At 48.1% G+C, this 22970-nt stretch carries 33 protein-coding genes; 26 read left to right on the forward strand and 7 right to left on the reverse strand.

Going from position 1 to position 22970, the window contains the following annotated elements:
- Window positions 1–38: 38 nt before the first annotated feature.
- Entirely contained in the window at window positions 39–488 is a 450-nt protein-coding gene (locus tag HDC91_RS05770; RefSeq protein ID WP_183549188.1) for a DUF2116 family Zn-ribbon domain-containing protein, read from the forward strand.
- Here the strand turns inward: HDC91_RS05770 and HDC91_RS05775 are convergent.
- The gene (locus tag HDC91_RS05775) at window positions 441–1940 is read right to left on the reverse strand and encodes a YifB family Mg chelatase-like AAA ATPase (protein ID WP_183549190.1); all 1500 of its coding nucleotides are present in this window, start codon (window positions 1938–1940) and stop codon (window positions 441–443) included. The genes HDC91_RS05770 and HDC91_RS05775 overlap by 48 nt on opposite strands.
- Window positions 1937–2272 carry a single-stranded DNA-binding protein gene (locus HDC91_RS05780; protein WP_183549192.1) on the reverse strand — a complete coding sequence of 112 codons (336 nt, stop codon included), beginning with the start codon at window positions 2270–2272 and terminating at the stop codon, window positions 1937–1939. Before HDC91_RS05780 ends, HDC91_RS05775 begins: the two co-directional genes overlap by 4 nt.
- Window positions 2273–2766: 494 nt before the next feature.
- Between HDC91_RS05780 and HDC91_RS05785 the strand changes: the two genes are divergently transcribed.
- The 11 genes from HDC91_RS05785 (at window position 2767) to HDC91_RS05835 (ending at window position 8095) form a co-directional block, all read left to right on the forward strand.
- Window positions 2767–3147: a single-stranded DNA-binding protein gene (locus HDC91_RS05785; RefSeq protein WP_183549194.1), complete on the forward strand. Its 381-nt coding sequence runs from the start codon at window positions 2767–2769 to the stop codon at window positions 3145–3147.
- A gap of 83 nt (window positions 3148–3230) precedes the next feature.
- Window positions 3231–4304, forward strand: coding sequence for a DUF932 domain-containing protein (locus HDC91_RS05790; RefSeq protein WP_183549196.1), 1074 nt, complete (start codon window positions 3231–3233; stop codon window positions 4302–4304).
- A gap of 4 nt (window positions 4305–4308) precedes the next feature.
- Window positions 4309–4683 carry a hypothetical protein gene (locus HDC91_RS05795; protein ID WP_183549198.1) on the forward strand — a complete coding sequence of 125 codons (375 nt, stop codon included), beginning with the start codon at window positions 4309–4311 and terminating at the stop codon, window positions 4681–4683.
- 1 nt (window position 4684) lies between these two features.
- Window positions 4685–4936 carry a hypothetical protein gene (locus HDC91_RS05800; RefSeq protein WP_183549200.1) on the forward strand — a complete coding sequence of 84 codons (252 nt, stop codon included), beginning with the start codon at window positions 4685–4687 and terminating at the stop codon, window positions 4934–4936.
- A 4-nt stretch (window positions 4937–4940) separates the two neighbouring features.
- The gene (locus tag HDC91_RS05805; protein ID WP_183549202.1) at window positions 4941–5531 is read left to right on the forward strand and encodes a PRTRC system protein E; all 591 of its coding nucleotides are present in this window, start codon (window positions 4941–4943) and stop codon (window positions 5529–5531) included.
- An 11-nt stretch (window positions 5532–5542) separates the two neighbouring features.
- On the forward strand, window positions 5543–5758 hold the full coding sequence (locus HDC91_RS05810) for a PRTRC system protein C (RefSeq protein ID WP_183549204.1): 216 nt from the start codon (window positions 5543–5545) through the stop codon (window positions 5756–5758).
- Between the two features lie 3 nt (window positions 5759–5761).
- Window positions 5762–5938 carry a hypothetical protein gene (locus HDC91_RS05815; protein ID WP_183549206.1) on the forward strand — a complete coding sequence of 59 codons (177 nt, stop codon included), beginning with the start codon at window positions 5762–5764 and terminating at the stop codon, window positions 5936–5938.
- 200 nt (window positions 5939–6138) lie between these two features.
- Window positions 6139–6918, forward strand: coding sequence for a hypothetical protein (locus HDC91_RS05820; protein WP_183549208.1), 780 nt, complete (start codon window positions 6139–6141; stop codon window positions 6916–6918).
- 36 nt (window positions 6919–6954) lie between these two features.
- Window positions 6955–7764, forward strand: coding sequence for a PRTRC system ThiF family protein (locus tag HDC91_RS05825; RefSeq protein WP_183549210.1), 810 nt, complete (start codon window positions 6955–6957; stop codon window positions 7762–7764).
- Window positions 7761–7949: a hypothetical protein gene (locus HDC91_RS05830; protein ID WP_183549212.1), complete on the forward strand. Its 189-nt coding sequence runs from the start codon at window positions 7761–7763 to the stop codon at window positions 7947–7949. Before HDC91_RS05825 ends, HDC91_RS05830 begins: the two co-directional genes overlap by 4 nt.
- A complete protein-coding gene (locus tag HDC91_RS05835; protein ID WP_183549214.1) occupies window positions 7946–8095 on the forward strand; it encodes a hypothetical protein in 150 nt (49 codons plus the stop codon). The genes HDC91_RS05830 and HDC91_RS05835 overlap by 4 nt, the downstream gene beginning before the upstream one ends.
- A gap of 124 nt (window positions 8096–8219) precedes the next feature.
- On the opposite strand, the gene HDC91_RS05840 is transcribed toward HDC91_RS05835, so the two are convergent.
- Window positions 8220–8369 (reverse strand): hypothetical protein, encoded by a 150-nt coding sequence (locus HDC91_RS05840; protein WP_183549216.1) that lies wholly within the window; start codon window positions 8367–8369, stop codon window positions 8220–8222.
- Between the two features lie 576 nt (window positions 8370–8945).
- Between HDC91_RS05840 and HDC91_RS05845 the strand changes: the two genes are divergently transcribed.
- The 12 genes from HDC91_RS05845 to mobC all read left to right on the forward strand — a co-directional run bounded on the left by HDC91_RS05845 (window position 8946) and on the right by mobC (window position 17365).
- On the forward strand, window positions 8946–10238 hold the full coding sequence (locus HDC91_RS05845) for a site-specific integrase (protein WP_183549218.1): 1293 nt from the start codon (window positions 8946–8948) through the stop codon (window positions 10236–10238).
- A 67-nt stretch (window positions 10239–10305) separates the two neighbouring features.
- Window positions 10306–10674: an ORF6N domain-containing protein gene (locus HDC91_RS05850; RefSeq protein ID WP_183549220.1), complete on the forward strand. Its 369-nt coding sequence runs from the start codon at window positions 10306–10308 to the stop codon at window positions 10672–10674.
- Window positions 10675–10707: 33 nt separating this feature from the next.
- On the forward strand, window positions 10708–11046 hold the full coding sequence (locus tag HDC91_RS05855) for a type II toxin-antitoxin system RelE/ParE family toxin (protein ID WP_183549222.1): 339 nt from the start codon (window positions 10708–10710) through the stop codon (window positions 11044–11046).
- Entirely contained in the window at window positions 11030–11335 is a 306-nt protein-coding gene (locus HDC91_RS05860) for a helix-turn-helix domain-containing protein (RefSeq protein WP_183549224.1), read from the forward strand. The genes HDC91_RS05855 and HDC91_RS05860 overlap by 17 nt, the downstream gene beginning before the upstream one ends.
- A gap of 61 nt (window positions 11336–11396) precedes the next feature.
- The gene (locus HDC91_RS05865) at window positions 11397–11783 is read left to right on the forward strand and encodes a type II toxin-antitoxin system HigA family antitoxin (RefSeq protein ID WP_183549226.1); all 387 of its coding nucleotides are present in this window, start codon (window positions 11397–11399) and stop codon (window positions 11781–11783) included.
- A gap of 312 nt (window positions 11784–12095) precedes the next feature.
- Window positions 12096–12416: a helix-turn-helix domain-containing protein gene (locus HDC91_RS05870; RefSeq protein ID WP_183549228.1), complete on the forward strand. Its 321-nt coding sequence runs from the start codon at window positions 12096–12098 to the stop codon at window positions 12414–12416.
- A 45-nt stretch (window positions 12417–12461) separates the two neighbouring features.
- Window positions 12462–12767 carry a hypothetical protein gene (locus HDC91_RS05875; protein WP_183549230.1) on the forward strand — a complete coding sequence of 102 codons (306 nt, stop codon included), beginning with the start codon at window positions 12462–12464 and terminating at the stop codon, window positions 12765–12767.
- Between the two features lie 17 nt (window positions 12768–12784).
- Window positions 12785–13375 (forward strand): ParA family protein, encoded by a 591-nt coding sequence (locus HDC91_RS05880; protein WP_183549232.1) that lies wholly within the window; start codon window positions 12785–12787, stop codon window positions 13373–13375.
- A 110-nt stretch (window positions 13376–13485) separates the two neighbouring features.
- Window positions 13486–13725, forward strand: a complete 240-nt coding sequence (locus HDC91_RS05885) for a hypothetical protein (protein ID WP_183549233.1) — start codon at window positions 13486–13488, stop codon at window positions 13723–13725.
- A 147-nt stretch (window positions 13726–13872) separates the two neighbouring features.
- Window positions 13873–14283 carry a hypothetical protein gene (locus HDC91_RS05890; protein ID WP_183549234.1) on the forward strand — a complete coding sequence of 137 codons (411 nt, stop codon included), beginning with the start codon at window positions 13873–13875 and terminating at the stop codon, window positions 14281–14283.
- Window positions 14250–15455 carry a relaxase/mobilization nuclease domain-containing protein gene (locus tag HDC91_RS05895; protein ID WP_183549237.1) on the forward strand — a complete coding sequence of 402 codons (1206 nt, stop codon included), beginning with the start codon at window positions 14250–14252 and terminating at the stop codon, window positions 15453–15455. The genes HDC91_RS05890 and HDC91_RS05895 overlap by 34 nt, the downstream gene beginning before the upstream one ends.
- A 2-nt stretch (window positions 15456–15457) precedes the next feature.
- On the forward strand, window positions 15458–17365 hold the full coding sequence (gene mobC / locus HDC91_RS05900) for a conjugal transfer protein MobC (protein ID WP_183549239.1): 1908 nt from the start codon (window positions 15458–15460) through the stop codon (window positions 17363–17365).
- 12 nt (window positions 17366–17377) lie between these two features.
- On the opposite strand, the gene HDC91_RS05905 is transcribed toward mobC, so the two are convergent.
- The 4 genes from HDC91_RS05905 to HDC91_RS05920 are packed head-to-tail and all read right to left on the reverse strand — an operon-like array spanning window position 17378 to window position 20631.
- Window positions 17378–17824, reverse strand: a complete 447-nt coding sequence (locus HDC91_RS05905; protein ID WP_183549241.1) for a DinB family protein — start codon at window positions 17822–17824, stop codon at window positions 17378–17380.
- Between the two features lie 10 nt (window positions 17825–17834).
- The gene (locus HDC91_RS05910) at window positions 17835–18566 is read right to left on the reverse strand and encodes an SDR family oxidoreductase (protein WP_183549243.1); all 732 of its coding nucleotides are present in this window, start codon (window positions 18564–18566) and stop codon (window positions 17835–17837) included.
- Window positions 18563–19642 (reverse strand): branched-chain amino acid aminotransferase, encoded by a 1080-nt coding sequence (locus HDC91_RS05915; protein ID WP_183549245.1) that lies wholly within the window; start codon window positions 19640–19642, stop codon window positions 18563–18565. The genes HDC91_RS05910 and HDC91_RS05915 overlap by 4 nt, the downstream gene beginning before the upstream one ends.
- Before the next feature lie 5 nt (window positions 19643–19647).
- Window positions 19648–20631 (reverse strand): GNAT family N-acetyltransferase, encoded by a 984-nt coding sequence (locus HDC91_RS05920; protein WP_183549247.1) that lies wholly within the window; start codon window positions 20629–20631, stop codon window positions 19648–19650.
- A gap of 66 nt (window positions 20632–20697) precedes the next feature.
- Here HDC91_RS05920 and HDC91_RS05925 point away from each other — a divergent pair, with 66 nt between their 5' ends.
- Both HDC91_RS05925 and HDC91_RS05930 read left to right on the forward strand, forming a co-directional pair.
- A complete protein-coding gene (locus HDC91_RS05925) occupies window positions 20698–22110 on the forward strand; it encodes a PLP-dependent aminotransferase family protein (RefSeq protein ID WP_183549249.1) in 1413 nt (470 codons plus the stop codon).
- 1 nt (window position 22111) lies between these two features.
- Entirely contained in the window at window positions 22112–22948 is an 837-nt protein-coding gene (locus HDC91_RS05930) for an AraC family transcriptional regulator (protein ID WP_183549251.1), read from the forward strand.
- Window positions 22949–22970: the final 22 nt, after the last annotated feature.

The raw sequence follows: 22970 nt of genomic DNA on the forward strand, positions 1-22970 counted from the left end.
TTTTATCCGTGTAAAGCCGTTTCTAAACGTTTAGGTCCATGGAAGAAAAAACATGTTTGAATTGCGGTGAGCCGGTTGGCCCCGGCCGGCGCGACAAAAAATATTGCAGCGAGCCCTGCAAGACCGAGTACAACAACCGCCAGAAAGAACAAAAAACGCCGGTAGCGGAAACGCGTGTCCCGCCATTCATCGGCGAGATCAACCAAATCCTTACGGCCAACTGGAAAGTGCTGAAAGACTGCCTCGGCACGAAAGACACCTGCCGCATGCGCGTCCGTGACCTGAGCGGCCGCGGCTTCAATTTCAAATATTTCACCAGTGAGCGCCTCAACGAATACAACGATGACGTTTATTATTTCTGCTACGATATGGGCTACAAATTCGTAACGATAAACGATGAGCAAAAAGTGGTCATCGTACAGAACGAACAGATGGTCCGTTTAACGGGCCCCGCTTTCCAGGCTGCGGAAGCCGATCGCCTCGGCTAAATGGGGTAAAGTAATAGATGCGCTGCCAGCCAGATCGGCGACGGTCCGCGCCATCTTTAAAATGCGTTCATAAGACCGTGCGGAGAATTGATGCTGCACCATGGCTTGGTTCAGCACTTCTTGCTCGCTCTTCCCCAAAATACAATACCTGCGCAATGCTTCGTTACTCATCAGCGCATTACAAACACCCGCCCGTTCCAGTTGCCTGTTCCGGGCAGCGACCACCCGCCGGCGGATGGCTGCACTGCTTTCAGCGGGCTGTTCCTTCAGATCAGCCGGCGGAACTCCAATATGCAGGTCGATGCGGTCCAGCAAAGGCCCCGACAACTTAGCCCGGTATAAACGGATCGCCTGCAACGTGCAGCTGCATTTCCGGTCGGGGTGCCCATGAAAACCACAGGGGCATGAATTCATCGCAGCCAGCAAAACAAAATTCGCCGGGAAGTTCACCACATAACTCGCCCGCGAGATCGCGATCTGCCGTTCCTCCAAAGGCTGGCGCAACACTTCCAGCACCCGCCGCTTGAACTCCGGCAGTTCATCCATAAATAAGACACCATTATGCGCCAGGGATATTTCCCCCGGCATCGCCACCGGCCCGCCGCCCACTAAAGCGATATCACTTGCAGTATGATGAACCGACCGGAATGGCCGCTCCGTAATTAATCCGGTGCTATCCAGTTGTCCCGCAACCGAATAAATACGGGTTGTTTCCAAAGATTCCTGCAAACCCAGCGGCGGCAGGATGCCCGGCAAGCGTGTCGCCAGCATGGTCTTACCGGTGCCTGGCGGCCCGATCAGTAAACCATTATGCCCGCCCGCCGCCATTACCTCCAACGCCCGTTTCACCTTTTCCTGCCCGCGCACCTCCGAAAAATCCGCCTGATATAATTGTTCTGCTTTCCTGGCGTCATTTTGCCGGACAACAGTTGGCTTCACACTATCAGGCTGATGAAGGAAATTGACAACCTCGCTCAGGCTTTCAAAACCAAAAACCGCCAGGTCACTGACCATAGCGGCTTCATTAGCATTTTCTTTAGGGACGATCAAATGCTTAATACCCGCTTTGCGAGCTTCGACCGCTACCGACAACGTCCCCTTAATAGGCCGCAACTTTCCGGTTAACGACAACTCACCCGTAAATAAAAAATCGTTCATTTGTTCCGGCGCTAACTGGCCGGACGCTGCCAAAACACTCAAAGCAATAGGCAGGTCAAATACCGCACCTTCCTTACGGATACCCGCCGGTGCCAAACTTATCAGAATCTTCTGACGCGGCATCTCAAATCCACCCGAAGTCAATGCGCTCTCTACCCGAAACAAACTCTCTTTAACCGCTTCTCCAGGCAAGCCCACAATAAAATAACTCACTCCGGCACAGATCCTCGTCTCTACGGTAATAAGCACGGCATCGATCCCTGCCAACGCCGCGCTCAGCACACTTACCGTCATGGCTTTCCTAATAACATCATTTCGCTCACCACAACCTCCGTCACATAGTGTTTAGCACCATCTTTATCGGTATAAAACCGGTTTGCCAAGCGCCCTTCAATAGCGATTTGACTGCCTTTGTGTAAATACTTTTCCGCGATCTCCGCTTGACGGTTCCACAACACCAACTGGTGCCAATGCGTTTCCTGCACCGTTTCACCCTTGCCGTTTTTCCGATAATAATTGGTCGCCAAACTGATCTTGGCCACTTTTCGTTCCTCATCAATACTTTTCATTTCCGGTGCCGCGCCCAACCTCCCGGTCAATCGCACGCTATTACTTAAATTATTCATGAAGCAAAATTGGCGGACGCGCATCTAAAAATCATCCATTTAGCCGTATAGAAACGTTTCTAAACGTTTGTGCGGTGCCCACCGCCCGGGCTCTGCCGGACTACGCTCCGCTACGGTGCGATGCACTAAATCCTTACGATCCCTACCGCCGCCTCCCGGCATTTTCGCTGCGCTGCAAAAGCCCCGGCGTAATGCCGCACTCCCAAGTGCCGCGTTGGAACAGGAAAAATGATAACAAACCTTTATTCTCAGAAACAAGAGTAAAAAAGAACGCGATGCTCGGAATGCCCGGTCCGTACGAACGCATAATGACCTCCGCTGCGCTGCGGCCACCCTTCGGGGTTTATAGTTCTCCCGTCCCTTACCATTCCGGCACCTGATGCTTTCTTTTTTTCTCTTTTTTCTTTGAAAAAAACTACCCGGGCAGGGTCGCAAAGCATGGGGGGCGAAAAGGGAATAACGAACAGATTTATTCACTTAAAAATTAAAAGGTCATGGAACTGACAGGAAGATTGGTAGCAGATGCTACCGTAAGAGCGGTAAACGCAGAGAAAAATGTAACAGGATTTAGGGTAGCGGTTAACCGCAATTACAAATCGCAGGGGGAACAGAAACAGGAAACCGCCTTTGTGGACTGTACCTATTGGCGCACGGATGCCATAGCCCCTTATTTAACCAAAGGGATGTTGGTGCAACTGCATGGCTTTATGACCGCCGAACCGTGGGTGAGCCGTGACGGTGAACCGATGGCAAGTCTGAAATTCCGCACCGATGAGATCAATATGTTGACAGGTTCGGGCAAAAAGAATGAAGACAAGCCCACACAGGCAGGCGATAAGAATAAAGTATTAAAGCCAAGCAAGGCATTTAACTAAACGGATAGAGCCGTTTCTACACGGCTAAAACATCAATTAAACGACCGAACGCAATCAATTTTGAACATTAAAAAACGAATATCATGGCACACAATCTTTTTTATAACGGGCAGACAGAGAAGCACAGTTTCTTTAGTGTTAAGGAAAAAGCATGGCACGGCTTAGGGCAAATCGTAGAGGATTACCCCACAAGTGCGGAAGCTATCCGCTATGCGGGTTTAGACTACACGGTAGAAAAGCGCCCTTTATTTACCAATACATTAGCCAACGATCTATCGGATGTAGATACGGGCATTGTCTTTCCTAAAACCGAAGTACCCAATTTCTTCGCAACCGTCCGCAATGATAATAATGCGGTTTTAGGCGTAGTTGGTAAAGACTACGAAGTGGTACAGAATGCGGATGCGTTCCAGTTCTTTGACGCTATTGTCGGCGCAGGAAGTGGTATTAAATATGAAACAGCAGGCGCTTTGGGCAAAGGCGAACGTATATTCATCACCGCCAAGCTGCCCGATTATATCAAGGTCGGCAAACAGGATTTAATTGAGCAGTATTTGTTTCTGACCACTTCGCACGATGGATTTGGCAGTATTACCGCCGCTTTTACGCCGACCCGTATCGTTTGCAACAATACTTTAAATGCCGCCATGCGCAACCATTCCAACGGTATCAAAATACGGCATACTGCTTCGGCTAATGACCGCCTGAAACAGGCGCATACTTTAATGGGGATTTCCCACGTACTGGCCGAAGAATTAGAGGAACTCTTTAATCATTGGACAAGGGTGCGTATTACGGATAACCAAGTTAAAAAACTGATACAAGTGGCGATGGCACCGAACAGGGAAGTTATGCGCAATTTGGAATTGGGTTTGGTGGATAAGCTATCGACCACTTATACCAACATCGTAGATAACGCCTACGCCTATGCGATGGGCAACCAGACCCAGCAAATGGAAACCACGGCAGGGACATTGTTTGGCGCATACAATGCCATCACAGGCTATTACCAGAACGTCCGCAACTTCAAGGACGGCGATGCCAAATTCAAATCCATTATGGACGGCACGGCCAAGCAAAGGGCGCAGGTGGCCTTTGACCTTTGCGGAAACTTCGCCCGTCATGGTGCGGATGCTTTGAACCTCCTAAAAAACTAAAGCGATGCAACCATTAAAAATGCTCACGAATGTGCAAAAAGCAAGGCTATTGCACAGTTTATTAATTCACGAGATACCCGACTTTTTAGGGTATCTCCATTCACTGACCGAAACGATTTTAAATGACCAGGAACGCATCAAATCCGAATGGAAAGACCAACTATTCGGGGTTGATTTTTGGTTCGAACTGGCCGGGCAGGTACAAATGGTGATGGCGAAATATCCCAAAGATTTGTGTAAAAGTGCCAGCGTTTTTGCTGACCAGTTATTTGACGGTTACACCGCCATATTTACGGTACACGCCTTAACGCAATACGTAGCACTCGCCAAATACCAAGATGCGAAATTCAAACCCGCCGTTGAACTTTTATTCAGCTAACATGAAAGCGCATCACAATTACACCATTCCCTGCGGTTTGCTATTAATTTGCATCTGCTTATTAATCCGGTATCAGATAGGCAGGCGCAGGTTCAACCGCAGGGGAATTGGTGGTTTACAGCAATTCAGTAGTTACCACAGAGCGTTTGCCACCAGTTTTTTTGAACGGCTGGTATTATTTATGGGCAACCTGTGCGGATTAGCAGGGTTGCTTTTACTTGCCCTTGCAGGCATTAATCACTTTAAATTTTAACAGTATGAAAACGAATTTTTTTCAGCAGATAGCAGGTTTGGGCTTTAATGGCAATTTCCTGCTCAATATTCATCAGGACGAAAAAGGGGTGCAAACCGTTTCGGTGGCACTCAAAAGGGACAAAGCTGTAGACGGATTGCCACCAATGCTTTTTAAAGCCACCGCCGAGGAACTGGACGAGGGCTTTTTTGCCAAACTGACCGAACCCGTAAAACAAACAGCAGGTTTGATAAGCAATATCGAAACTTATCAGAAAGAATTAGATAAAGCGAAAAAGAACGCCAAGCCCGACAAAGGAAAAGCAGGCAAACCTGCTGAAACCGATTCCGACGAGGACGATAATGACGACGAGAACAATTTGTTCACCCCACCGGAGGACGACAAAGAGGCCAAAGCTGAAAAGAAACGGCTGTATGACGAAGCGATGGAAAAAGTAAAGCAATTGGCGCAAAATACCAAGTATGCCGAAGCCCTTGCCAACCTGCCTGATGTGGCAGATTACCCTGACAAGGCAGAAGCTATCGAAGCCAAACGCAGAACCTTGCAGGCAGGCAAAGATGCCTATGATAAATTAACCGCAAGTTTTAACGATTAATCCCCGTAACCATGAAAGCAATGATATTACCGAGGATATTCCTGCACCGGGAGAACGGGCAGGAAATCCGCTTGACCGACCCCAACGGAACGTTTACGATTGCAGAAGTGAAAAATTTCTATGCAGGCACTTACCCGATACTGACCAACGCCAAGATTAGCGGCCCTGAAATCAAGGACGATGAAGCGCAGTATAAGTTTGAAAGCACGATGGGAACGAAAGGATAAGCGATGAAAAATAAATCAGTGAATAGGATTATCAAAATTAACAGGAAAGGCGAGACATGGAAACTACAGCAATTATTCGGCGAACTGGCAGAGCGGTTAAACCGCCTGCCCGATGCGGACGAAGTCAGGCGCAACCCGCTAAGAAGCGCACCCGCAGGGCTGACGGAAATGGTTTTCTAAATCACAGTTTCCTGCCTTTTTGGGCTTTTTCAGGCAACAGGGAAAAGATAGCAAGGGAGTATTTTCACTCCCTTGCCAATCTGTGTAAACATTATGGTTTAGCTACACCAAAAACAGATTTACCTTTCCCTCAAAATATTTATTGCAGTTGGCAGGAGGTGGAAAAACAGGTAAGGGCTATCGACCCAGAAAATCATTGCATGATTTTGCAGGATAAGGGAAAAGAGGCGGTGTTAGCGGTGGTCAAAACCTTTGATTTGAGCCACTGCCTGTTTTATATCCCGGTGAGGGCTTACTGGCAATGGTCGCAAAATCGTGAACACACGGCCATTAGCGAACTGGTCACCGTCATCTTCGCTTACCTGCATCAAGTGGTGGAGATTCCGTTTTATGCCGAGAGCGGCACTTTTATGGATTACCAGTACGATACATTAGAACAATGGGTAAGCGAAACCGAGGACAACAATGACGAGGAAGATAAAGCCTGGCGACAACAGCAGGAAGATACCCTCTATGAACTAAGACGGGCAGGCGGTCATATCATGCCCATTATCAAAAATCCCGAATGGCTCGATAAGATAGAAAAGGTTATTACCGATTATCACCACAGGGACAAACATGAACTGGAATGGGAACTATTGGCGATTGAATTTCTACAGCTTTACCGACAGTACCCCAAACGTTCTTTAGCCGATAGCATCCACGAAGATTTGGTTTACCCTGATGAGGAAGAACGTATCAGGGTAGAAGAATACACCAGTTTCTATTGGAGCGATAAGGATTGTTTTAAGCATGAGTTACTGGAAATGGTCAATTGTTCCTTTCAGGAAAGACCTGTCATGGATGAACCCAACGCCGTGTATGAGTTTGATACCCTGCCCGACCCAAATAGAAAAGACTTTGATTTTGAAACACGCCTGTTCGGCTTGATTGAACGGCTACGGGATTTATTAAACGATTACGACCATGAAGAACGGTGAAACCCTCTTGAATGCCGTTGAAAAAACAATAATAACATGAAAAACATCACCCAACAGTTTAACAGCGGTTTTGAGCCTTTCAAAGCCCTGCTGATTTACCGCTATGATAAAGCCGAAGAAATTAGCCAGTTCCAAAGGGACGAAAAACGTACCGAGATATACGTCGAGAGTTATGATATTGGCAGGAACGGCAAACCCATCAATGCGCATCCCTTGAATGACAAGGAAGTTTCCGTATTAAGCGATTTATTACAAACCGCACAGGAAACCAAAAGCGGCTACCTAAAAAGTAAATCTGTGGCTTTGATAAACCGTATCAACCGCTTTTTCGGCACGAACTGGCGTGCGGAAACTATTCGCTACGATAAAGCATCTATAAAGGACAGAGATTTGGCAAGTGCCACCATTACCATATCCTGCGTTGATACCGTGGATGCCCGCTATGAGATAGCGGAGATATTGAAACACTTAGCCGATCAATACGGTGGGCGTAACCGTGTCCAGTACTGGATGGATTTCGGCAACAGCCGTTCAAGCGGTCAGGTTATCCTCTCTACCTTAGAAAAAATTAAGCAACCCGATTCAGAACTATACCGGCCTGTAGAAACTTTGCCCTTAGTGACCGATGAATTTAAGGACTTATTGAGCGCATCGGAACAGGCCGATCATACCCCAAGCTGTTCGCTTGCCGAAGCCCTGACCAAACAGGATTTATTTATCAATTCTGCACTGGCTAACTGCGGGGCGTCCTTATTATGGCAATTATTCAGGGAGGGCATATTATTTAACAGGGGTTTCTTTCTGAACCTCCAAGATTTCAGGACACAGCCATTGAAGATAGCATGAAAAATCAACCCTTAAAAATAACCGACCTGAATGGCTCTGAGTTGGAAATTGACAACCTACAATTAGCCATTATGCAGGCAGATGATTACCGGCATTACGAACATCATGACCCGCAATACCAACAAGCCGATGAAAAGCTCAAAGCCTATTGGAACGACATTTATCATAAACTATTACAGCTATGAACTATATCGTGATTGAAACTTTTGGTGGTGCGGAATATGCCAGCATAGTTACCGATGAAAACGGCCAGAATAAAGTATTTGACAACCGTACAGCAGCCGAGGAAGAAGCTGCCGACTGTCAGGACGGTATCGTTGTCGAACTTTAGCAATTGCCCGGCGGGCTCCGCATTCGCGGAGCCCCGTTTTTCGCCCCGAATTTTTGCTTGGTGACCTTTTCATTAGGTAAAAATGCGGGGCGTTTATGGCCGAAAACTGCTGTTATAATACCGATTAATGATGCTTGAAATACTGGATTTCCTTTTCATGTTTCTGGGCAGCTTCCTTTGAATCGAATGTGCCCAGGTTCCTGCGTTTATGCGTTTCCGGGTCAACTTTCCGAGAGTAAATGCGGTATTGCCCTGACTTTAATTTCCTGATCATAACTACTCTTTTTAATGTGTAAAAAAGCGGTAAATGGTTTATAATCAACAATCCACAAACACCAATGTTTTGGCATGCGCATGGTTGGGCTCGAACCTGGAACCCACTAAAAAATTTTTAGTAGGAATTAATATTTTTTAGTATTTTTGAGTAAGCGAAAGCGGTAAACGAGTAAAATGCCTCTCGGGGTATTGTGGTTTATGCTGTAAGCGACTGATAATCATTTGATTACAAAAGCATCTCAATAGCCCAGGTGGGCGCACAAATTGAAGTTTTCATACTTCTTTTAACCCTGTAAATCGTTGATTTACAGGGTTTTTTATTTTATTCAAATCCTTCTCAATCCTTTCGAATACACCGTTTTGGTGGACACTCCGGCGGACAAAAATCGTTTTTTAGATTTGTCCGCTTTTATGATTTAACGTATTGCTTTTCAGTTAGTTAAGTTCTTTAAATAAGTACTCATATGTACTCAGAAAGACTAGTCTAAAATCGCAATCCGGCGGACAAAAGCGGCCTGAACATGACGATTTCAGGATGTAATTAATCATTTATTCATACACAAACACTCAAAAGATGAAAACATCACAGTCATTTGGTGTCCATTTCAGCATCAAAAAAGGAAGAGAAAAAGAAGATGGTCAAACTAAGGTTTACGCCTCTATTACCATCAACAAAGAGAAAGTGATCATTGCGCTGCCGTTCTTCGTGCACTTTGAATCCTGGGATAAAGGGCACGGTTGCGTCAAGGCAAAACTGCTCGAAGCAAAGGAAGCGAACGCTTACCTGGAGCAAGTCAAATTTACGATCACCACCCACTATCAGCAATTACAGATCGCCGGAAAAGAGATCACGCCACAATTATTGAAAGCGTGTTTTCTTGGCGAAGTAACCGAGGAAACCTATTCGCTGAGCCGATTGATGGATTACCATCATGAAGTGGCATCAGCCGCCCTGACCTGGAGTACACTCAAGCACTACGCGGTGACCCGCCGGTACCTCGAAAAATTCCTGAAAGAAAAAAAGAAAACTACCGATATCCGTGTCCATGAGATAGATTACAAATTCATCATCGATTTTGAGACCTATCTTCGGAACCATAAGCCAGCAGACCATTATCAGCCCCTGAATAATAATGGGGTGATGAAACATTTGATCCGGCTGCGTAAAATGACCACGTTGGCGTTCAAACTGCAATGGATCAACAAAGACCCCTTTAAGAATTATAAGTTCCGTTATAAGAAAGTCGAAACCGCGTTCCTATCCAGCGCCGAATTAAAGGCTATCGAAAAACACGAGTTCGCTTCGGAATCACTTAGCACTATCCGCGACTACTTTTTATTTGCCTGCTACACCGGCCTATCTTTTGTCGACCTCATGAATTTACAAGAGAATAATGTGGTCAATGGTGAGGACGGCGGAAAATGGCTGAAGTTGTTCAGACAGAAAAGCAACGAGGCAATGAATGTGCCCTTGCTTACAACTGCGCTGACCATCATTAAAAAATATAAAGACAATCCGCGTTCAGTGACCCAGGGCACGATCTTTCCAACTATTACCAACCAAAAGGTCAACATGCACCTCAAAGAAGTAGCCAAGATCATCGGTGTCAAGAAAACATTGACCTTCGGCGTGGCCCGACATACCTTCGCTACAACTATTACCCTGGCTAACAACGTCCCTATCGAAACGGTAAGCAAAATGATGGGCCACACCAAGATCGCCACCACACAGATCTATGCCCGCGTACTGCTTAAAAAGATCAGCGAAGACATGAGCGTCCTGCGGGAAAAATTGGAACCGGAACCACCAAAGCGTAAGGCTGGCAGAAAAGTTCATCCAAAAACCCATTTGAAACGAGTAAGCTAACAGACTTTACCAGCATTTCGCAGACAGTATCTGCGAAATGATCACGTATTTATCCAAATAAACGATCATGGCAACACCAGATAAATTAATAGCATTATTGACCGGCAAAGTTTTTAAAATTCGGAACCAAACCGTTGTGTTCGACTTTGATGCCGCTGCCTTGTATGAGGTGAATATCGCTGTCCTCCACAGGACTGTAACTAAACACGCAAAGCGTTTTCCATCCGATTTCATGTTTTGGCTGACGGCCGATGAATGGAAAGAGATCGCGGAGCAAATATCACCTGGCCTTTCAAGGGTCAAACCGCTACCACCGTTGGCCTTCACTAATGCCGGCCTGTTCATGTTATCGAGTGTATTAAGAGGTCCACGTGCCGCAGAGGTCAGCGTACTCATCATAGCATCCTTATTCTCTTATAAAAAAATCATTTCATAAGTTGCCTTATTGGGCAACTATAATTAAATTTGTATGGAAAAAATTAGAAAAGTAATTTTTCATGGGCGGTATTTTCTTGATTTTTATGAAGCTCAAAAACCAAAGGTCAGGAAGAAAATTAATTGGACATTAGATCTAATTGAAACTTGTTTTCAAATACCTGAGCAGTATTTAAAGCATATTGAAGGAACTGAAGGATTATATGAAATCCGGGTTCAGGCAGGAAGTGATATTTTTAGGATCTTTTGTTTTTTCGACAGCGGAAAACTAGTAGTTCTGATGAATGGCTTCCAAAAGAAAACAATGAAAACGCCGGCTAAAGAAATTGAAAAAGCATTAAAAATTAAAAAACAGTATGAAAACAATAAGTGAGGATGTAACCACATTCGATGAATTGAAAGACCGTGAATATGGAGCGTTGGGAACTCCTTCTCGAAACGAATATGAAAGGGAAGCAGAAGATTTTATTCTTGGAGTAATGTTAAAAGAGGCCAGGCTATCCAAAGGAATGACACAAGAGCAACTGGCAAAAAAATGTGGAACGACCAAAGCGTATATTTCAAAGGTCGAGAACAACCTGAAAGATGTGCGTGTTTCAACCCTTCAAAACATTGTTGAAAACGGTTTGAACGGGCATTTAAAATTATCTGTCCTCTTATAATACAAATTGTCTACACCTGCAAAAAGTTCCCTTTTTGTGAACTTTTTGCATTTTTGGCACTATGGAAGCGACTGTTCTCAAGTATAAGGTCATTAAAGACAAAGATCAATATCGATCATATTGTTGTGCATTAGAAGAACTGTTAAGCGCAAAGATCAATTCGGACATGCAAGATGAGATCGACCTGCTTACTTTATTGATCGAAACCTATGATGAGGAACATAACTCATTTACCGAACTTGATCCTATTGCCTTATTAAGATCATTAATGACCGACCATCATCTAAAAGCGCAGCACTTGGTCGATTTGCTTGGCGTGAGTAAAGGCTATATCTCAGATATATTGGCCTATAAAAAAGGATTATCGAAAGAAGTGATCCGGAAATTATCGGCCCATTTCAAAATGCGGCAAGAAGCTTTTAACCGGCCCTATCCATTGGTTGGCTGATCAAGCCTAATGGAGACTTGATCCGGTAGCTCAGTAATTGCTATCATGATAGCAAACTATAACTTTATCATGATAGCAATTTCAAATGCACCTAAATTCCGCGACACTGTCTCGGAATTCCGAATCACTGATTCGGTTATCTAAACAATTACGCAATTGTTCCCGGAGTGTGAAAAGTGCAGCAACTTCTTTCGGATACATTTCAATTCATTCGGATCTCTCCTCATCCAAAAAGCTCCCCACACTTTCCAAAGTTGTGATTTTGTGATCTTTTACCTGCTGAATTTTGAAGCCCATTAAAAATTCAAGGTTATGGACAAAACATTTGAACAAAGAACAAGAGCGGCCGGGACCGTGCCGACCAGGAACCAAATTCTGACTTTGGGTGACCTTCAGGATTTCAAAGACGATATGTTGCAAGAAGTTAAACGCATCATCAAAGAGAACTTTACTGGGGCACCCGGCAAGAAATGGCTGAAATCAGCGGAGGTTAAAAAGCTGCTGGGCATATCCCACGGTTTCCTGCAATCCTTACGCGATAGCGGCGTATTGCCGTTTACCAAGATCGGCGGCTCCATCTATTATGATTATGAGGACATCACCTTCATGATGTCGACCAACAAGAGTGCCTAATGCTTACTAGCCGTGCCGCACCAGGCATGGCTTAAATTCAGACCTATGTTATTTAAAAGAAAAGCGAAGCGCGTGCCTGCCGAACGCAGGTCGACCCCTAAGCCTGAGGTCATCGTCCAAAAAGGTTTTGGGACGGAGATGCCACCGCAAAAGCGGCTGGTGGAGATCTATTTCGATCAGAAAAATTTAAGTAGTCAAGCAGAACTATTCTATGCCTTTTACGACAAAGCGAATTGGTGCAGTCCGAAAGGCACGCCCTATCGCAACTGGAAGCTGCTGGCCGGTGATTGGATATTCAACTTTGAGCAAGACCAAAAACTGAGGAAACGCCAGCGGGAAAACGTCATTTAAAATCAACTATAAACATCATGGCAAAGATCATCACCTTAGCCCACCAAAAAGGTGGCGTCGGCAAAAGCACGCTGGCGATCAATTTAGCACTGACCTTTCAGGATCAGTTATCCGTTGCGCTGGTCGATACCGACCTGCAAGGCAGTTTATATCACTTACGGGAAGAATTTCCTGCGCTGACCCTCATCGGCTCCGATCAATTAAAAGAAATACAGCAATTGGCTTACGACCTGGTCATCGTAGATACGCCGCCATACCTATCCAACAGGCTACCTGAGCTATTTAAGCATTCCGACTTTATCCTGGTGCCGACCAAGGCCGGCTTTTTCGATGTTATGGCTATCCGCTCTACGCTGGCGCTGATCCAAGAGGCGCAGGTTAAAGCAGGCATTGTTCTGAACATGGTCAAGCCAAGGTCTGGTCTCACCCAGGACGTCACCGAACTGCTGGAAAATATGGGCACGCCCTTGCTCCAAACGAAGGTCCACGACCGGGTGAGCATCGCCCGATCGTCCATCACCGGTGGTATTTTAAATGGTCATGACCCGAAGGCGAAAGCCGAGCTAATGGCCCTGGCTGAAGAGATCGTCGAACGGCTAGCTAACTAGTTTTTTATTTACCTAACAAGCTAGCAAAATCGCAAGCTAGGAAGCTATTGTGCTATGATAGCAAACTAGCCTGCTAGCAGTTCAAGTTAGCAAACTAGCAAGATAGCATAATGGAAGATTACAAAAAGAAGCTCGGCGGCTTGGCCGATAAGCTAAAAGAGGACACGCCCAAAACGCCGATACAACAAGTGTCGCCCGTCAAAACGGTAGCGGTGAAAGAGCCCGAAGTACAGTTCAATAACCGCATACCCAAGACCCTGTTAAAACGGGTCAAAGCTTACGGACTGGAACATGAGTTATCCCTTCAGGACATCAACATCAAAGCATTGGAACTTTACCTCAGTCAATAAGAAAAACCTGATAGCAGGATCAGTTTGCCCGCTTCGCAGCAATCAGCAAGATGTACGATTGTGTCACAATCGAATCTTGCCCTCCGCGCCGAGGCGGCTGCGGGTCCAGGCAAGCTCCTCCAAAGTCGGATCTTTAAAGCCCTAAAAATGGATGTACAGGAAGACAACAGAACACGCTGGTATAACATCCGGCTGAAACCCGAAGAATACAAATTATTGGACGGTCGGTTCAAAAAAACACAGTTCCGGAAGCTGAGCGAATACATGCGGAGCCTGTTATTGGAAAAGCCTGTGACGGTCACTTACCGGGACAAAGCGATGGACGATGTGCTGGAAGAAATGATCCTTCTCCGACAGGAACTGAACGCTATCGGCAACAATTTGAACCAAGCGATGCGCAGCATTAATAGCGCGCATGGTAATGCGGATACCCGCTTGTGGAGCAATTTACTGACCGTATTAAACATCAAACTGGAGCCGTCCATCAACCAGATCAAGGAACGGATGAACCAATACGCGGATATATGGTCGCAAAAATTAAAAGCGGGAAAAGCCTGATCGGCGCGCTCAACTATAACGAGAACAAAGTGAAACAAGGTAAAGCCAAACTGATCGTCGCACCGGGTTATCCCAAAGATCCCGCGCAACTCAGTTTTCAGGATAAGCTTTTGCGTTTGACCGACCTGGCTGCGCGGAATGAGCGGACGAAAACGAACACCGTACATATCTCCCTGAACTTTGCCAATGGCGAGCATTTGCCGGATGAAAAGTTGCAGGTCATCAGTAATGACTATATGAAAGGCATCGGCTTTGAAAACCAGCCCTATTTGGTCTACCGTCATTTCGATGCCGGGCATCCCCACATTCATATCGTGACCACGAACATCAAGCGGGACGGTTACCGGATCAGCCTGCATTACCTGGGGCAAAATGAATCGGAGAAAGCGCGTAAAACCATTGAGATCAACCACGGTCTGGTCAAGGCCGAAGAGCAGCAGAAACAAAAGCCGGACCTGAAGGCTGAAGTCATACCAGCGGATTATGGCCAGTCGGAAGCGAAACGCACCGTCACCAATATTCTGGGCTATGTAGTGAGGGCATATAAATATACCAGCGTTCCCGAGTTGAATGCGGTGTTGAGGCAGTATCGTATCGAGGCTGACCGTGGCTCTAAAGAGTCGCGGATGTATGCGCGGGCAGGGTTGGTCTATTGGATGCTGGATAAGCAAGGCCATAAGATCGGCGTACCGATCAAGGCCAGCACGATCTATGGCAAACCAATACTAAAAACGCTGGAAGAAAAATTTAAGCTCAATGAGCAATTGCGCAAGCCTTATAAAGCAGACCTCATTGCGACCCTCGAAAGCATATTAACGAAACCGGTCACACAACGCGATCTCCAAAACAAACTGCGTGAAAAAGACGTACAGGTCATTCTCCGCCGAAATGAGGAAGGCCGCCTCTATGGCGTGACCTTTATCGATCAAAAGAACAAAGCGGTTTTCAACGGCAGTGATCTTGGCAAAGCTTACAGCGCCAATCAACTGGCCAGTCAATTATTACCTGATCCTAAACCTATGGTCAGTACCCAACAACAAGTCTACGAGCCGCATTCCACATCACGTCAAAGCGGCGACGAGTTACTGGATGTGCTATTTGCCCTTGAGCAAGACGACTTGGCGGCGCTTAACAAATTCAAGAAAAAGAAACGTAAAGGACAAAATCTGTAATTATGCAAACCGGAGAGAACGAACAAGCCCTGCGCAAGATCATCGACTTCACGCGACTGCTCAGCATCGCCATACTGATTATTCACTTTTACCTCATCTGTTATACCACCTTTCAGCGATGGCACCTGACACACAATGTCGTCGACCATGTTTTATTACCGCTGTCCAAAATGGCGGTATTCAAAACCATGCTGTGGGCCAAACTTAGCGCGCTTACCCTGCTTATCGTTTCTTTGATCGGTAGCAAGGGCAAAAAGGACGAAAAGATCAGGCCTAGGACGATCATTACTTATTGCAGCGTCGGCCTGCTTGTGTATTTCGGCAGCAGCTATATCCATCAGGCGATCATTTATATCGTGGCGACTAGTGTGGGTTATTTGTTATTCATGACAGGCGGTGGTCTTTTGTTCCGGATGCTGAAACTGAAATTGGGCAGGGATATCTTCAACAAGGAAAACGAGACCTTTCCCCAGGAAGAACGGCTGTTGGAGAACGAATACTCTATCAACTTACCGGCTAAGTATCAATTGAAAAGCAAAGAGCGGGATAGCTGGATCAATGTCATCAATCCCTTTCGCGGGACGTTAGTCGGCGGAAGTCCCGGTGCGGGTAAGTCTTATTTCGTGATTAGGCACCTCATCACCCAGCATATCGCCAAGGGGTTCAGCATGCTGATCTATGATTTCAAGTATGATGACCTGAGTAAGATCGCCTACAATGCGCTGCGGCTACACGGTGGCCGGTCATTCTATGTGATCAACTTTGAAATTATCATGCACCGCAGCAATCCGCTGGAACCGGAAACCATGCTGGACATTACCGATGCAATGGAAGCCGCGCGTACCATTATGCTGGGCCTGAACCGGGAATGGATCAAAAAGCAAGGCGACTTCTTTGTGGAATCGCCGATCAATTTTGTGACCGCACTGATCTGGTTCCTGAAGAAATATGAAGGCGGTAAGTATTGCACGCTGCCGCATGTGATTGAATTATCACTGGTGGACTATAAGGAATTGTTCGCGGTTTTGACCAGCGAACCGGAGATCGAGGTATTGATCAACCCCTTTATCTCGGCTTGGCGTAACGAAGCGTTCGAGCAATTGGAAGGTCAGATCGCCAGCGCCAAGATCAGTTTGGCCCGGCTTTCCTCACCACAGCTTTATTATGTGCTCAGCGGCAATGATTTTTCCTTGGATATCAATAACCCGACAGACCCAAAGGTCGTTTGTTTGGCCAATAACCCACAGAAGTCACAAGTTTATGGCGCGGTACTTTCGCTATATGTTAACCGCATCAATAAGCTGGTCAACCGCAAACAGCAACAGAAATGCAGTTTGATCTTTGATGAATTTCCCACCATTTATTTTAATGGTATCGATCATCTGATCGCCACCGCCCGCTCTAACAAAGTGGCGGTCACGCTGGCCGTGCAAGATTATTCTCAACTAAAGAAAGATTACGGCCGTGAACAGGCCGAAGTCATTATGAACATTGTGGGCAATATCATTTGCGGTCAGGTGACCGGTGATACCGCCAAACAACTGTCTGAGCGATTTGGTAAGATCAATCAACAGAAAGAAAGCGTCTCGATCAATAGTAATGATACCTCTATCAGCCGTTCAACGCACTTAGACTATGCGATTCCAGCCTCCAAAATCGCAGGGCTTTCCTCCGGTGAATTTGTGGGTATGGTTGCCGATGACCCGACCAATAAGATCGAGCTTAAAACCTTTCATTGCCAGATACAAAATGACCATGACGCGATTCGGCGAGAAGAATTGGCCTACCAGGATATACCCAATCCCAGGACTGTCCATCATAGCGAAATTTTGATGAATTACCAGCGAATCAAAGAAGATGTCAAATTATTAGTAGAAGTTGGTCATGATAGCGGCAATTGTGAAGAGTAGCTGCATCCTGCTTCATGAATCCAGCAACCGGCGGTGATAATTGACCTGCCCGAGGTGATAGCCGAGATGTGTAGCCAGATGAACCAGGAAATAACCCGTTGATACGCGGCCCTCTGCTATAGCTTCCGGAAACTCGGCGGTCAAATCGTCGTTAGTTAATGAGCCCATTGTTTTTTCGATGACCGCTATGGTTTCGTCAATTCGGTGCACGAGCTGATCGCGCGGAATATCTTTCAAGGCGAACTCTGCCGGTCGGTCACGCACATAGCCGGACTTTCCCAGGACGGCCCCGATATAGTGGTTCAGGTTACCGATCAGGTGAAGGGTCAGGTTGCCGGCTGAATTTGCAATCTGGCCTTCCGTCCGCCAGATGTTGGCTTCGGTTCTATAGGCGTTAAGCTCCTGCCGGAGCTTAAGCAGGTCCCTTCGGTATAGTTTAGTCAGAATCTCTGTTAACATAGTCAATAGTCTATTTGCCGCCGGCGAGGTCGATAAAGGTACCGGTAGCGTAAGAAGCTTTACCGGACAGCAGCCAAAGTATAGCTTCGGCGACTTCTTCGGGCTGCCCGCCCCGTTGCAGCGGAATGCTAGCCTTAATGCGGTCAACGCGGTTCGCTTCGCCGCCATCGGCATGAATATCGGTGTAGATGAAGGCGGGACGAACGCCGTTGACACGTATCCCCCGGTGGGCGACCTCTTTGGACAGCCCGATCGTCAGCGCCTCCAACGCCGCCTTACTGGCCGCGTAATCGACGTATTCATTAGGCGCGCCGGTCCTGGCTGCCAGGGAGGAAACGTTGACAATCGCACTGCCGGGGCTCATTCGTTTGATCGCTTCACGGCAACACAGGAAGGGGCCGATAGTATTGGCGGCCAGGAGGCGCTGGAGGCGATCAACTGTGATATGCTCTACCGTCGTTTGCGGCTCCAATATGCCGGCGTTGTTCACCAGGGCGGCCAGCGAGGGTAGCAGGCGGTCGGCTTCTGCAAAAAGCTGCAGGACGCCGGCTTCCGTACTGACATCAGCCTGTATCGCTTCAGCAGTGCCGCCGTCTTTCCTGATGCGTTCGACGACGGCATAGGCGGCGGCCTGGTTGCGATGGTAATTGACAGCCACGGCGTAGCCGTACTGTGCGGCCAGTTTTGCTGTAGCGGCGCCAATACCTCGACCGGCGCCGGTAATGATCAGCGTTTTACTCATCCTGCAAGTTCCGCTTTTTCACGCAAAGCTACAACATGGTTCCAGCCGAGACGATCCGGGAGGCAACCAGTACGGATGGCGTTGAGCTCATCGCGTAAAGTGGCGGCCATACCATCGTTCGGCGTAGCCGGGAAATAGTTTTTGCCCAAAATGTCGATCTCCCGAATCTGGGTAAGTACGGCGGCGGTGCCGACGCCAAAAGCTTCGATTTTCGCGTTTCGTTCAAAGGCCGCCTGCAGTTCCTGGTAGCTGATGGGCCGTTCTTCAGTCATTATACCCCGTTCACGTGCCAGCGTCAAAATAGAGTCGCGGTTCACCCCATCGAGGATGGTGCCGGTCAGCGGTGGGGTGATCAGGGTACCGTCAATAGCGAACATCACATTCATCGTGCCGGATTCTTCAATATAGCTATGCGTCTCGCCGTCGGTCCAGAGCACCTGATCGAAACCTGCAGCACGGGCCAGGCGGGTGGGCAGGAATGCGCCTCCGTAATTACCGCCGCATTTAGCGAATCCGGCACCCCCTTTAGCCGCACGCGTGTATTCGGTCTCCACCTTCACTTTAACGGTCCCCTCATAATAATTGGCCATGGGCAGCGCAACGATCATGAACTTGTAGTCCGCAGATTCCAGCACGCCTAAGCGGGCTTCGCTGGCAATGACCATCGGGCGCAGGTAAAGCGAAGTGCCGGGCAAGTCCGATACCCAACCTTCGTCTGTAGCAACCAACGCGTCTAATGCAGCATAGAACAGCGCTTTCGGAACCTCGGGCATACACATGCGCGCCAGTGAGCGGTTTAGGCGGATGAGGTGCTTATCCCGGCGAAAAATACTGACCCTGCCGTCGGCCAGCCGGAACGCTTTCATGCCTTCAAAGACGGTCTGCCCATAGTGCAGGCATAGCGCCAGCGGGCTGATAGAAAACTCAGCAAAAGGTTTTACTTCTGCGTTCCGCCACTGGCCGTCCTGGTAGTCCGCGCTGAATAAATGATCCGTCGGATTGGTGCCGAACCGGATGTTGTTAAAGTCATAAGCAGCCAGCTGGCTGTTTTCGTTTTGTGTTACAGGTATCTGCATATGTATTAAATTTTAATTTCCATTTTGATGTTGGCGCGTTCATAAGGGACATTTCCAAGCGGAATTTCCTGAAAGCCGAGCTTTCGGTACAGGGCGACCGCTTTCGCATTCGAACTGCTATTGGAATGGAGCGTCAGGCGACCGATCCCCATGGTCTTTGCGTGTGCGATCGCCGAGCGGATCAGTAACTGACCGATACCTCGTTTGCGGTGATCTTCCGCTACCGCCATTTTGATCATTTCCCATTCCTCACCATGCGGCTGGATGGCTACGGTGCCGACGACTTGTCCTGCGTCTAACGCATATAAGATGACCCCGCCCCGGTCGATGACCGCCTCCTTCGCATGTTCCAGGACATAAACATCTTCATGTTCCAGGACAAAGTCCTTGACAATCCAGGCTTTGTTCAGCCTTTCAAAATAAGGCAGGTATTCCGGCACATTCGCCACGACGGTAACCGGTTGAAGCAACGGAAAGTACCTTTCGCGGATGATAGCTACATGATGCAACGGGTGCCCGCCCAGAATATAGGCTAGCGCAAGAACCGACACCCGCTTATCCGCAGCGATGCCGACGCGTCGCAGCATGGCCTCATTAAAACTTTTAAACAGCAATAAGTTCGTTTGACGTAACAGGTCGAACTCCGAGAGCAATTCACCGATGCTGCGTGCGGTGACTTCGACGAACTGACCATAGGCCGCTTCGTCGTAATTAGGTAAATGGGCTTGTTCACCGCGCGCAATGCACAAGGCCCGGTAACCCAGGATGCGTTCGGTGTCAATCAAATGCTGCAGGATCTCCCGCGCGGTCCATTTACCGGGGGCATAGCGCTGGTCGCCCAGCTGTTCCAGTTGGTTCAGCTCGTTGGGCGTAAACAGTTGTCGGTGTTTTTCTAATACGGCGGCAGGTGGCAGTTCGTCCGTCCGGCGGATATAGCGCTCGTGCCAGGGATGGACCTGATGCAGGCCGGTGATGTCTTTTTTGGTCATGACACAAAATTGTTAGAAAAATTTCTACCTGTACAGATGCAGAAATTGTATTTTTGACCATAGCAGATGAAGGCCAACACTTTTTTATATGACCGTATTGCCTCGGAGATCGAACAACAGATCACACAGGGCGTGTTGCGCATCGGCGATCGCTTGCCCTCACTGCGCATCATCTGTGAGCGGTACGACGTGAGCCAGAGCACTGCTTTGCAGGCCTACTACCAGTTGGAGGCGAGATCATTGATCGAGTCAAGACCGCGTTCCGGCTATTTTGTACACCGATCACCTAAAAAGCACCTGCCTTTACCGGGCGTCAGCGCGCCCGGGCAGACAACGGGCGGCGCTTTGCATGAAGTGATCAGCCGGGTTTATCAGGATATGGGCCGGAATGGAGCGATCCCATTGTCACTGGGTGTCCCGGCTTTGGAACTCCTGCCGGTAGCGAAGCTGAATAAAGGATTATTGCGCGCGATGCGTTCGCTGGCCGGCAGCGGCCTGGAATATGAACAGGTACAGGGCAATGCGGATTTGCGGCGGCAGGTGGCGCGCTTTTACAGCAATGAGCGGCAAACTTTAACAGAAGAAGACCTGGTAATCACTTCGGGTTGCATGGACGCCCTGGCGATGTCCTTGATGGCGGTTACGCAGCGCGGCGATGCCATCGCCGTGGAGAGCCCGGTGTATTTCGGCATCCTGCAACTGGCGCAAAGCCTGGGTTTGCGGGTGATCGAATTACCGACCCACCCGCAGACCGGTGTGGAAGTGGACGCTTTGAAAGAAGTATTAACAAAGGGTCAGGTGCAGGCTTGTTTACTGGTAAGCAATTTTAATAATCCTTTAGGCAGCCTGATGCCTGATGAACATAAACAGGAAGTGGTACGCCTGATCCAGCACTATGGTGTGCCGTTGATCGAAGATGATCTCTATGGGGAGGTCTACTTCAGCTCGGAGCGACCGCGTTCCTGCCGCTCGTTCGATGACAGCGGGCTGGTCCTGTGGTGCAGTTCGGTGTCCAAGACCCTGGCACCGGGTTACCGGGTGGGCTGGGTAGCGCCAGGCAAGTTCAAGGAGGAAGTATTGCGACGCAAGTTATATCACAGTATTGCGGGAACGACCATTACCCAGGAAGTGATCGCCGGTTTTTTGGAGACCGGTCGTTATGCACATCATCTGCGCGGCCTGCGGCATACCCTGCAAGCCAACGCGTTGCGCTACACCCGCGCGATCGCTGAATATTTTCCTGAGGGTACGAAGGTGAGCCAGCCACAGGGGGGCTTTATGCTTTGGCTGGAACTGGCTGAACAGATCGATTCGGTGGCGTTGTATGAACGCGCCATGCGCCAAAACATCAGCATCGCGCCAGGTAATATGTTTTCCCTGCAGGACCAGTACCGCAATTGTATGCGCCTGAGTTACGGGATGCCCTGGAACGAAAAACTCGAGGACGCTTTACGCCGCTTAGGTAAATTAATTATGTGATATGGAAATTGTACGCGTACCCGAAGCCACCAGGCAACAACCGCAGATCACGACAGGCGAGATCGCTTTTGTTGATTACAGTGACCGTGGCGGGCCTTTCCGTAACCGGGTCCTGTTCGACCGCTACGCGATCAGCCTGGTTCAGCAGGGACAAAAGCAGATCTACCGGGCGGGCGGTAATACGATACTGCGCCCGGGTCACGGCATGCTGATCCCCCAAGGCCATTCCATCATTGCGGAGCATAGCAATACCAATGAACTATACCACAGCTTTATCGTTTTTTTTCCGGAAAAGATCGGACACGACTTCATCGCCCATCAACCGGATCGGAGACTTAAAAGTACCGCCCCTTATCTGCATTTTGAAGTCAGCGATTACATAAATGATTATGTACAGCACCTGCGTACCCTGATCAGGAAGCAGCAAACCCTGTCCGCAAGTATGGCTGAACTGAAAGTGCAGGAACTATTGACCGCGCTGTACGAAAAGCAACCGGACGTGATTGCTGGCATATTTGGTGGCCCAGGAAATAACTCCTTAAAAGCACTGGTCGAGCAGCATTTGCTCACGCCATTAACGCTGGATGAACTGGCGTTCCTCGCCAACCGCAGCTTGTCATCTTTCAAACGGGATTTTGAAAAAGCCTACCAGCTATCGCCGCAGAGATATATCCGGCAGCGTCGCCTGGAGATCGCTGCCAGCGAACTGGTCAAAGGAAGACCGGCAAGTGAGCTGTACCTGGACTATGGCTACCAGCACTTGTCCAATTTCAACACCGCCTTTAAACGCCAGTTCGGTCACTCACCCACAGATTGGGCTTCCCGCAATAAAGGTTGAACTTTTCGCAATAACACGAAGG

Source organism: Mucilaginibacter sp. AK015, assembly GCF_014200785.1.
Classification (GTDB): Bacteria; Bacteroidota; Bacteroidia; order Sphingobacteriales; family Sphingobacteriaceae; genus Mucilaginibacter.

Coding starts and splice junctions, on each gene's coding strand:
- HDC91_RS05825 (WP_183549210.1), top strand. CDS start 6,955: ATGAAAAACATCACCCAACAGTTTAACAGCGGTTTTGAGCCTTTCAAA.
- HDC91_RS05790 (WP_183549196.1), top strand. CDS start 3,231: ATGGCACACAATCTTTTTTATAACGGGCAGACAGAGAAGCACAGTTTC.
- HDC91_RS05870 (WP_183549228.1), top strand. CDS start 12,096: ATGGACAAAACATTTGAACAAAGAACAAGAGCGGCCGGGACCGTGCCG.
- HDC91_RS05810 (WP_183549204.1), top strand. CDS start 5,543: ATGAAAGCAATGATATTACCGAGGATATTCCTGCACCGGGAGAACGGG.
- HDC91_RS05860 (WP_183549224.1), top strand. CDS start 11,030: ATGAAAACAATAAGTGAGGATGTAACCACATTCGATGAATTGAAAGAC.
- HDC91_RS05770 (WP_183549188.1), top strand. CDS start 39: ATGGAAGAAAAAACATGTTTGAATTGCGGTGAGCCGGTTGGCCCCGGC.
- HDC91_RS05820 (WP_183549208.1), top strand. CDS start 6,139: ATGATTTTGCAGGATAAGGGAAAAGAGGCGGTGTTAGCGGTGGTCAAA.
- HDC91_RS05835 (WP_183549214.1), top strand. CDS start 7,946: ATGAACTATATCGTGATTGAAACTTTTGGTGGTGCGGAATATGCCAGC.
- HDC91_RS05910 (WP_183549243.1), bottom strand. CDS start 18,566: ATGAGTAAAACGCTGATCATTACCGGCGCCGGTCGAGGTATTGGCGCC.
- HDC91_RS05815 (WP_183549206.1), top strand. CDS start 5,762: ATGAAAAATAAATCAGTGAATAGGATTATCAAAATTAACAGGAAAGGC.
- HDC91_RS05925 (WP_183549249.1), top strand. CDS start 20,698: ATGAAGGCCAACACTTTTTTATATGACCGTATTGCCTCGGAGATCGAA.
- HDC91_RS05840 (WP_183549216.1), bottom strand. CDS start 8,369: ATGATCAGGAAATTAAAGTCAGGGCAATACCGCATTTACTCTCGGAAA.
- HDC91_RS05775 (WP_183549190.1), bottom strand. CDS start 1,940: ATGACGGTAAGTGTGCTGAGCGCGGCGTTGGCAGGGATCGATGCCGTG.
- HDC91_RS05845 (WP_183549218.1), top strand. CDS start 8,946: ATGAAAACATCACAGTCATTTGGTGTCCATTTCAGCATCAAAAAAGGA.
- HDC91_RS05915 (WP_183549245.1), bottom strand. CDS start 19,642: ATGCAGATACCTGTAACACAAAACGAAAACAGCCAGCTGGCTGCTTAT.
- HDC91_RS05875 (WP_183549230.1), top strand. CDS start 12,462: ATGTTATTTAAAAGAAAAGCGAAGCGCGTGCCTGCCGAACGCAGGTCG.
- HDC91_RS05780 (WP_183549192.1), bottom strand. CDS start 2,272: ATGAATAATTTAAGTAATAGCGTGCGATTGACCGGGAGGTTGGGCGCG.
- HDC91_RS05800 (WP_183549200.1), top strand. CDS start 4,685: ATGAAAGCGCATCACAATTACACCATTCCCTGCGGTTTGCTATTAATT.
- HDC91_RS05865 (WP_183549226.1), top strand. CDS start 11,397: ATGGAAGCGACTGTTCTCAAGTATAAGGTCATTAAAGACAAAGATCAA.
- HDC91_RS05850 (WP_183549220.1), top strand. CDS start 10,306: ATGGCAACACCAGATAAATTAATAGCATTATTGACCGGCAAAGTTTTT.
- HDC91_RS05855 (WP_183549222.1), top strand. CDS start 10,708: ATGGAAAAAATTAGAAAAGTAATTTTTCATGGGCGGTATTTTCTTGAT.
- HDC91_RS05920 (WP_183549247.1), bottom strand. CDS start 20,631: ATGACCAAAAAAGACATCACCGGCCTGCATCAGGTCCATCCCTGGCAC.
- HDC91_RS05785 (WP_183549194.1), top strand. CDS start 2,767: ATGGAACTGACAGGAAGATTGGTAGCAGATGCTACCGTAAGAGCGGTA.
- HDC91_RS05890 (WP_183549234.1), top strand. CDS start 13,873: ATGGATGTACAGGAAGACAACAGAACACGCTGGTATAACATCCGGCTG.
- HDC91_RS05895 (WP_183549237.1), top strand. CDS start 14,250: ATGGTCGCAAAAATTAAAAGCGGGAAAAGCCTGATCGGCGCGCTCAAC.
- HDC91_RS05930 (WP_183549251.1), top strand. CDS start 22,112: ATGGAAATTGTACGCGTACCCGAAGCCACCAGGCAACAACCGCAGATC.
- HDC91_RS05880 (WP_183549232.1), top strand. CDS start 12,785: ATGGCAAAGATCATCACCTTAGCCCACCAAAAAGGTGGCGTCGGCAAA.
- HDC91_RS05805 (WP_183549202.1), top strand. CDS start 4,941: ATGAAAACGAATTTTTTTCAGCAGATAGCAGGTTTGGGCTTTAATGGC.
- HDC91_RS05885 (WP_183549233.1), top strand. CDS start 13,486: ATGGAAGATTACAAAAAGAAGCTCGGCGGCTTGGCCGATAAGCTAAAA.
- HDC91_RS05905 (WP_183549241.1), bottom strand. CDS start 17,824: ATGTTAACAGAGATTCTGACTAAACTATACCGAAGGGACCTGCTTAAG.
- HDC91_RS05795 (WP_183549198.1), top strand. CDS start 4,309: ATGCAACCATTAAAAATGCTCACGAATGTGCAAAAAGCAAGGCTATTG.
- HDC91_RS05830 (WP_183549212.1), top strand. CDS start 7,761: ATGAAAAATCAACCCTTAAAAATAACCGACCTGAATGGCTCTGAGTTG.
- mobC (WP_183549239.1), top strand. CDS start 15,458: ATGCAAACCGGAGAGAACGAACAAGCCCTGCGCAAGATCATCGACTTC.